8 protein-coding genes and 2 pseudogenes are annotated in these 5,094 nt (G+C 62.7%); 6 read left to right on the forward strand and 4 right to left on the reverse strand.

Annotated features, from left to right (window positions below; translation table 11 throughout):
- Window positions 1-515 (forward strand): annotated as a pseudogene (locus tag VZ95_RS16985) (DNA polymerase III subunit gamma/tau); the annotation flags it as partial.
- A 29-nt stretch (window positions 516-544) separates the two neighbouring features.
- On the forward strand, window positions 545-868 hold the full coding sequence (locus tag VZ95_RS16990; protein WP_045776910.1) for a YbaB/EbfC family nucleoid-associated protein: 324 nt from the start codon (window positions 545-547) through the stop codon (window positions 866-868).
- A 127-nt stretch (window positions 869-995) separates the two neighbouring features.
- Here VZ95_RS16990 and VZ95_RS27415 read toward each other — a convergent pair whose 3' ends face one another.
- Window positions 996-1,133 (reverse strand): hypothetical protein, encoded by a 138-nt coding sequence (locus tag VZ95_RS27415; protein WP_232302722.1) that lies wholly within the window; start codon window positions 1,131-1,133, stop codon window positions 996-998.
- On the opposite strand from VZ95_RS27415, the gene recR reads away from it, so the two are divergent.
- The 4 genes from recR (at window position 1,071) to VZ95_RS17010 (ending at window position 2,827) form a co-directional block, all read left to right on the forward strand.
- Window positions 1,071-1,646 (forward strand): recombination mediator RecR, encoded by a 576-nt coding sequence (recR, locus tag VZ95_RS16995; protein WP_232302721.1) that lies wholly within the window; start codon window positions 1,071-1,073, stop codon window positions 1,644-1,646. The two genes, VZ95_RS27415 and recR, sit on opposite strands and share 63 nt — an antisense overlap.
- A gap of 21 nt (window positions 1,647-1,667) precedes the next feature.
- The gene (locus VZ95_RS17000; protein WP_045776911.1) at window positions 1,668-2,051 is read left to right on the forward strand and encodes a nuclear transport factor 2 family protein; all 384 of its coding nucleotides are present in this window, start codon (window positions 1,668-1,670) and stop codon (window positions 2,049-2,051) included.
- 132 nt (window positions 2,052-2,183) lie between these two features.
- Window positions 2,184-2,435 carry a type II toxin-antitoxin system VapB family antitoxin gene (locus VZ95_RS17005; RefSeq protein WP_045776912.1) on the forward strand — a complete coding sequence of 84 codons (252 nt, stop codon included), beginning with the start codon at window positions 2,184-2,186 and terminating at the stop codon, window positions 2,433-2,435.
- A complete protein-coding gene (locus VZ95_RS17010) occupies window positions 2,435-2,827 on the forward strand; it encodes a type II toxin-antitoxin system VapC family toxin (protein ID WP_045776913.1) in 393 nt (130 codons plus the stop codon). Before VZ95_RS17005 ends, VZ95_RS17010 begins: the two co-directional genes overlap by 1 nt.
- On the opposite strand, the gene VZ95_RS17015 is transcribed toward VZ95_RS17010, so the two are convergent.
- From VZ95_RS17015 to VZ95_RS25885, 3 genes and pseudogenes are all read right to left on the reverse strand, one after another.
- Window positions 2,822-3,595, reverse strand: a complete 774-nt coding sequence (locus VZ95_RS17015; RefSeq protein ID WP_045776914.1) for a glycosyltransferase family 2 protein — start codon at window positions 3,593-3,595, stop codon at window positions 2,822-2,824. The genes VZ95_RS17010 and VZ95_RS17015 overlap by 6 nt on opposite strands.
- Window positions 3,596-3,641: 46 nt before the next feature.
- Complete coding sequence (locus tag VZ95_RS17020) at window positions 3,642-4,745, reverse strand: NADH:flavin oxidoreductase/NADH oxidase (RefSeq protein ID WP_045776915.1); 1,104 nt, start codon at window positions 4,743-4,745, stop codon at window positions 3,642-3,644.
- A 105-nt stretch (window positions 4,746-4,850) separates the two neighbouring features.
- A pseudogene (locus VZ95_RS25885) lies at window positions 4,851-5,094 on the reverse strand (acyl carrier protein); the annotation flags it as partial.

Here is a 5,094-nt window from a genome sequence, read left to right on the forward strand (position 1 = left end):
CCGTGGCGCAGGCCGAGCCGGTTCAAGCGCAGGCCGCTTTGCCGCAGCCGCGCAGTTTCGAAGAAGTGGTAGCGCTGGTCGAGGCGCGCAAAGACCTCACCCTGCGCACCCATCTGATGAACGATGTCCGCCTTGTCGCCTTCGAGGTCGGCAAGATCGAACTGATGCCGCTGGAGCGCGCCCCGCGCGATCTCGCGGCCCGCCTCTCGGGTGCCTTGCAGGAGTGGACCGGTCGGCGCTGGATGGTGGTGCTGAGCACGGCGGGCGGCCAGCAGACCTTACGCGAGCAAGAGCAGTCGGAAGCGGTCGCACGGCGGCAACGCTTGGCGCAACACGCGCTGGTGCAGCAGGTGGCCAAAGCCTTGGGCGGCACGCTGGAGGAGATGATCGTCACCCCGCGTCAGTCGTTTCTGCCCAGCGCCCCCCTTGCCCCGCTCGACCCCGATGCCGAACTACTTGACGAGACCGGCGATTTTAGCGTCGATGACGGCGATTTTCTCGATCACACGTTCTAACCGGCGTATCCGCCGAAGGGAGTTCCCCGATGAAGAATTTCGGGCAGATGATGAAGCAGGCGCAACAGATGCAAACCAAAATGGCCGAAATGCAGGCCAAGCTGGAAAGCGCCGAAGTCGATGGCCAAAGCGGTGGCGGCATGGTGAAAGTGCGCGTCAACGGCAAGGGCGACCTCAAGAAGATCAGCATCGACAAATCGCTGTGTGATCCCAATGAAGTCGAAATGCTCGAAGATTTGATCCTGGCCGCCGTCAACGACGCCAAGGGCAAAACCGAAGCCCTCGCCGCCGACCAAATGGCCGCCCTCACCGGGGGCCTGAAGCTGCCGCCGGGGATCAAGCTGCCGTTTTAATATGAGGGCTCCGCCCCTCAACCCCGCTCAAGGGGCGACGGCCCCTTGAGAATCCGCGTTTTCTTAGGGAAACGGGACATTCAATAGTTAAATGGGATTACCAAGGGGTAAGCCCCTTGGTTGGGGTTCAGGGGCAACGCCCCTGACGGATACAGACGCAGGTTGCCACCGGAATGACCGAGACGACGCCGCTCGATGGCTCATCGCCCTGCTCGCCCGCCTGCCCGGCCTCGGCCCTCGGTCGGCGCGGCGGGCGGCGTTGCATTTGCTGAAACGGCGCGACGCGCTGATGATACCGCTGGCGGACGCCATCAGCGAAACGGCGCGCACGATCAAAACCTGCACCGTTTGCGGTACGCTGGATAGTTCCGACCCCTGCCGGATTTGCAGCGACGAGACTCGCGCCCACGGGCCGATCTGCATCGTCGAACAGGTGGGCGATTTGTGGGCGATTGAGCGCACCGGCAGCTTCCACGGGCGCTATCACGTGCTCGGCGGCACGCTGTCGGCGCTGGAAGGCGTTGGGCCGGAAGCGCTGGGGGTACCGCGTTTGCTGGCGCGGCTGAAGGAGGGCGGCGTCAGCGAGGTCATCCTTGCGCTGAACGCCACGCTCGACGGGCAGACCACCGCCTACTACCTCACCGAAGTTTTGGCCGACAGCGGCGTCAAGCTCACCCGCCTCGCCCACGGGGTTCCCGTTGGCGGCGAGTTGGATTATCTCGACGATGGTACGCTGATGGCGGCTTTTTCGGCGCGGCGGAGTGTGGAAACACCTTAAATTCTAAACGGAGGGAAGCCCATGCCCACTCGGGAGCGCGTGAATGCCTTTGTTGCGGCGGTTGTGAGCGGCGACCATGTTGCGGCAATTGCCGATTTCTACCATGAAGACGCGACGATGCAGGAGAATGGGCTTGAGCCCCGCCGCGGCCGCGATGTGCTGTTGGCCCATGAAGCCAAGGCGCTCAGCCGTCTTCAAAAAATGCACACGCATCCGCCGAAGGCCGTTGTCTTGGATGGCGACTCTGTCGTGATTAACTGGGTTTTCGATGCGGTGGCGCTTGACGGAAGCGCGCGTAGGCTCGAAGAACTTGCGTTCCAAACTTGGCGCGGCGACCGGATTCTGACGGAGCGATTTTTCTACGATACGGCGACCGCTTGGCAGAGCGTCCCGGCCCCGGTCTAGGGGCGGGAACGTCACTCCAAAATCTCCCGCGCTTCCCTGTCCACCGCAGATTGCCGCCCGCAAGCGGTTGCTTGCCATAGGTATCCTGAGCACCTATCTTTATAGCAATAATTTTTCTGCCCAGGTGCCCTGATGCCGCTGAACATCAAAGATCCGACCACGGAACAGTATGTCCGAGAACTCGCCGCCGCCACGGGCGAAGGCGTGACGGTTGCGGTTCGCAAGGCGGCTCAGGAACGATTGCAGCGGGTCCGCCGCGACCGATCGGGCCGATTAGCGGCTGAACTCCTGGACATCGGGGCACGATGCGCCGCCTTACCCGATCTCGACACCCGACGCGCCGAGGCGATTCTCGACTATGACGAGCATGGTTTGCCGCGATAATGGTTATCGATACTTCGGCGATCCTTGCCATCCTGCTGGGTGAGCCTGAAGCGCCGCTTCTGGCCCGCGCCATCGAGGAAGCGTCGCCTCGGCTGCTGTCGGCGGCAAACCTGCTCGAAGCGTCGATGGTGATTGAAACCCGCAAAGGCGAGGCGGCTGGCCGGGAACTGGACCTATTCATTTATCGCGCGGGCATTGAGGTTATGGCCGTCGATCAGGAACAAGCCGAGATTGCTCGGATCGCTTGGCGGCACTACGGCAAAGGGCGGCATCCCGCACATTTAAACTATGGCGATTGCTTCGCCTATGCTCTCGCCAAAGCAACGGGATTACCCTTGCTGTTCAAGGGGGATGACTTTAGCCACACGGATGTGGAGAGGCCCCGCCTATAACCCTCTTTCCCGCCGCTCTAAAATCTCCCGCGCTTTCAGATAGGAAAGCAGCGGATAGAGCGCGGCGAAAATCCCCAGCAGCAGGCCGGTCGCGCCTTCTTTATAGCCTTTGCGCTGCACGTAGGCCTTGAAGAAGCGCGTCAGCATCCGCCGGAGATTACCGCCCAGCGTGCCGATATCGCCACTGTCGACCAGATCGAGCGCATGGGCGCTGGTGTAGCGGTTGAGGCGTTGGAGCGTATCCGCAAAATCTTTATCGACGTAATGAATCAGCCCTTCAGTAAACCGCGTGCGGGTGCCGCGCAGGGCGATTTTCGGGTGAACCGGCTGGTCGCCCCAGTCTTTCGCGTTTTTCTGGAACAGGATCGGTTTCGCGCCGACCCCATTATAGGCCCCCCAGCCGTGGATGATTTCGCGCCCGCCGATGAAATTGCGGATGGGCACCAGGGCATAGCCGTAGGGCGGGGCTGTGAGGAACTGAAGAATCTCGGCTTGCAGGTCGGGCGTTACCCGTTCGTCGGCGTCGATTTCCAGCACCCAAGTGTGGGTGCAGGCTTCGATCCCTGCCCGGCGGCGTGGGCCTTCCAGCGGCCAGGAGCCCGCGACAATCCTATCCGTATAGCGGCGGGCGATGGCTTCTGAGCCATCGGTGCATTTATCGAGCACAACGACGATCTCGTCGGCAAAGGCGAGCGTGGCGAGGCAGGCGTCGAGCTGGGTTTCCTCATTATGGGCAACCACCAGGGCCGAAACGAACTGCCGCGCCATGCGTCTCCCGATCTTTATTCCGCTGCCAGCGCGAGCCCGGCGCTTTTCAGCCGATAGCCCGGCCAGGTTTTGCCCGTCGCCCGCTGATATTGCCCGGCGATGGCAAGGTCAACCCCCAAGCATCGGCAGCGCGCCACACCCAGCGCGGATCGTCGAGGAAGGCGCGGGCGAGGGCGATGGCATCGGCCTTGCCGTCTTGCAACGCTTGCTCGGCCTGTGCGGGGGTGACGATCAGGCCAACGCCGATCACCGGGATCGAGACGGCCTGTTTCACCGTTGCGGCGAAATCGAGCTGATAGCCCGGCGTCACCGGAACGCGCGCGTCGCGCACCGCGCCGCCGCTGCTGACGTGGATGAAATCGAGCCCAAGGGCTTCGAGCTTTTGGCTCAGAATTGCAGTTTCCTCGGGCGTCCAGCCGCCATCGACCCAGTCGGAAGCCGATAGGCGCATGCCGAGGCTCTTGCTTTTGGGCCAAACGGCGCGCACGGCGGCGGCGATTTCCAAAGCGAAGCGCAGGCGGTTTTCCAGCGACCCGCCGTAACGGTCGGTGCGCTTATTCACCAAGGGCGACAGGAATTGATGGATCAGATAGCCGTGCGCGCCGTGCAGCTCGACCAGATCGAAGCCCGCCCGGTCGGCACGCTTGGCCGCCGCCACAAAGGCTTCGACGATCCCGGCGATTTCAGCTTCGGTCAGCGCGTGCGGCTTGGGGGCATCCAGATTGAAAGGCTCGTCGGTGGGGGCGACCGTCTGCCAGCCGCCGTCGCGCACCGAAATCGGCATGCCGCCCTTCCAGGGGACGCCGCAGGAGGCTTTGCGCCCGGCATGGCCGAGCTGAATGCCCAGGGGAACGGCGCTATAGGTGCGAATGCCTGCGATCAGGTCGCGCAAAGCGGCTTCCTGCGCGTCGTTTTCAAGCGCGAGGCAGCCGGCGGAAATTCGCCCCTCCAGGGTAACGCCGGTGGCTTCCAGAATAATCAGCCCGGTGTTGGATGCGGCAAAGCCCCCCAAATGCTGCTGATGCCACGGCTGGGCCACGCCCTCGACGGCACTATACTGGCACATCGGCGCAACGATGGCGCGGTTCGACAGGGTGAGCGGCCCGAGCGCGAGCGGGGTGAAGAGCAGCGGTGCGGGATGCGAGACCATGCGTGAACCTTTCGGGCATTGGGCCAGAAGAAACGATGGCAGTCAGAGTGGGAAGTGAACGGCGTTATGTGAAGGGGCGAAAACGCATAGCCCCCGTGTTTGGAGCTATTGCGCGCTGGGATTAACCGCGCGGCAGGCCCCGGCATAGGCGTCGGAAATAAACGTGGGTTGTTTGTAGTAGCCCTTCAGCCAGCAGGCGAGCAGGCACAGTTCTTCCAACTTCAGCACTTCGTTCAGCGTGCCTGCCGGGAAGCGGATTTCGAAGGTCTCGGTAATATAATCCAGAATCGCTTCGACTTGATCGATGCTGAGGCCGATATCGGTCTCCAGCACAGCGGTCCGCTTCAGA

The sequence above is a fragment of the Elstera litoralis genome (assembly GCF_000963705.1).
Classification (GTDB): Bacteria; Pseudomonadota; Alphaproteobacteria; order Elsterales; family Elsteraceae; genus Elstera; species Elstera litoralis.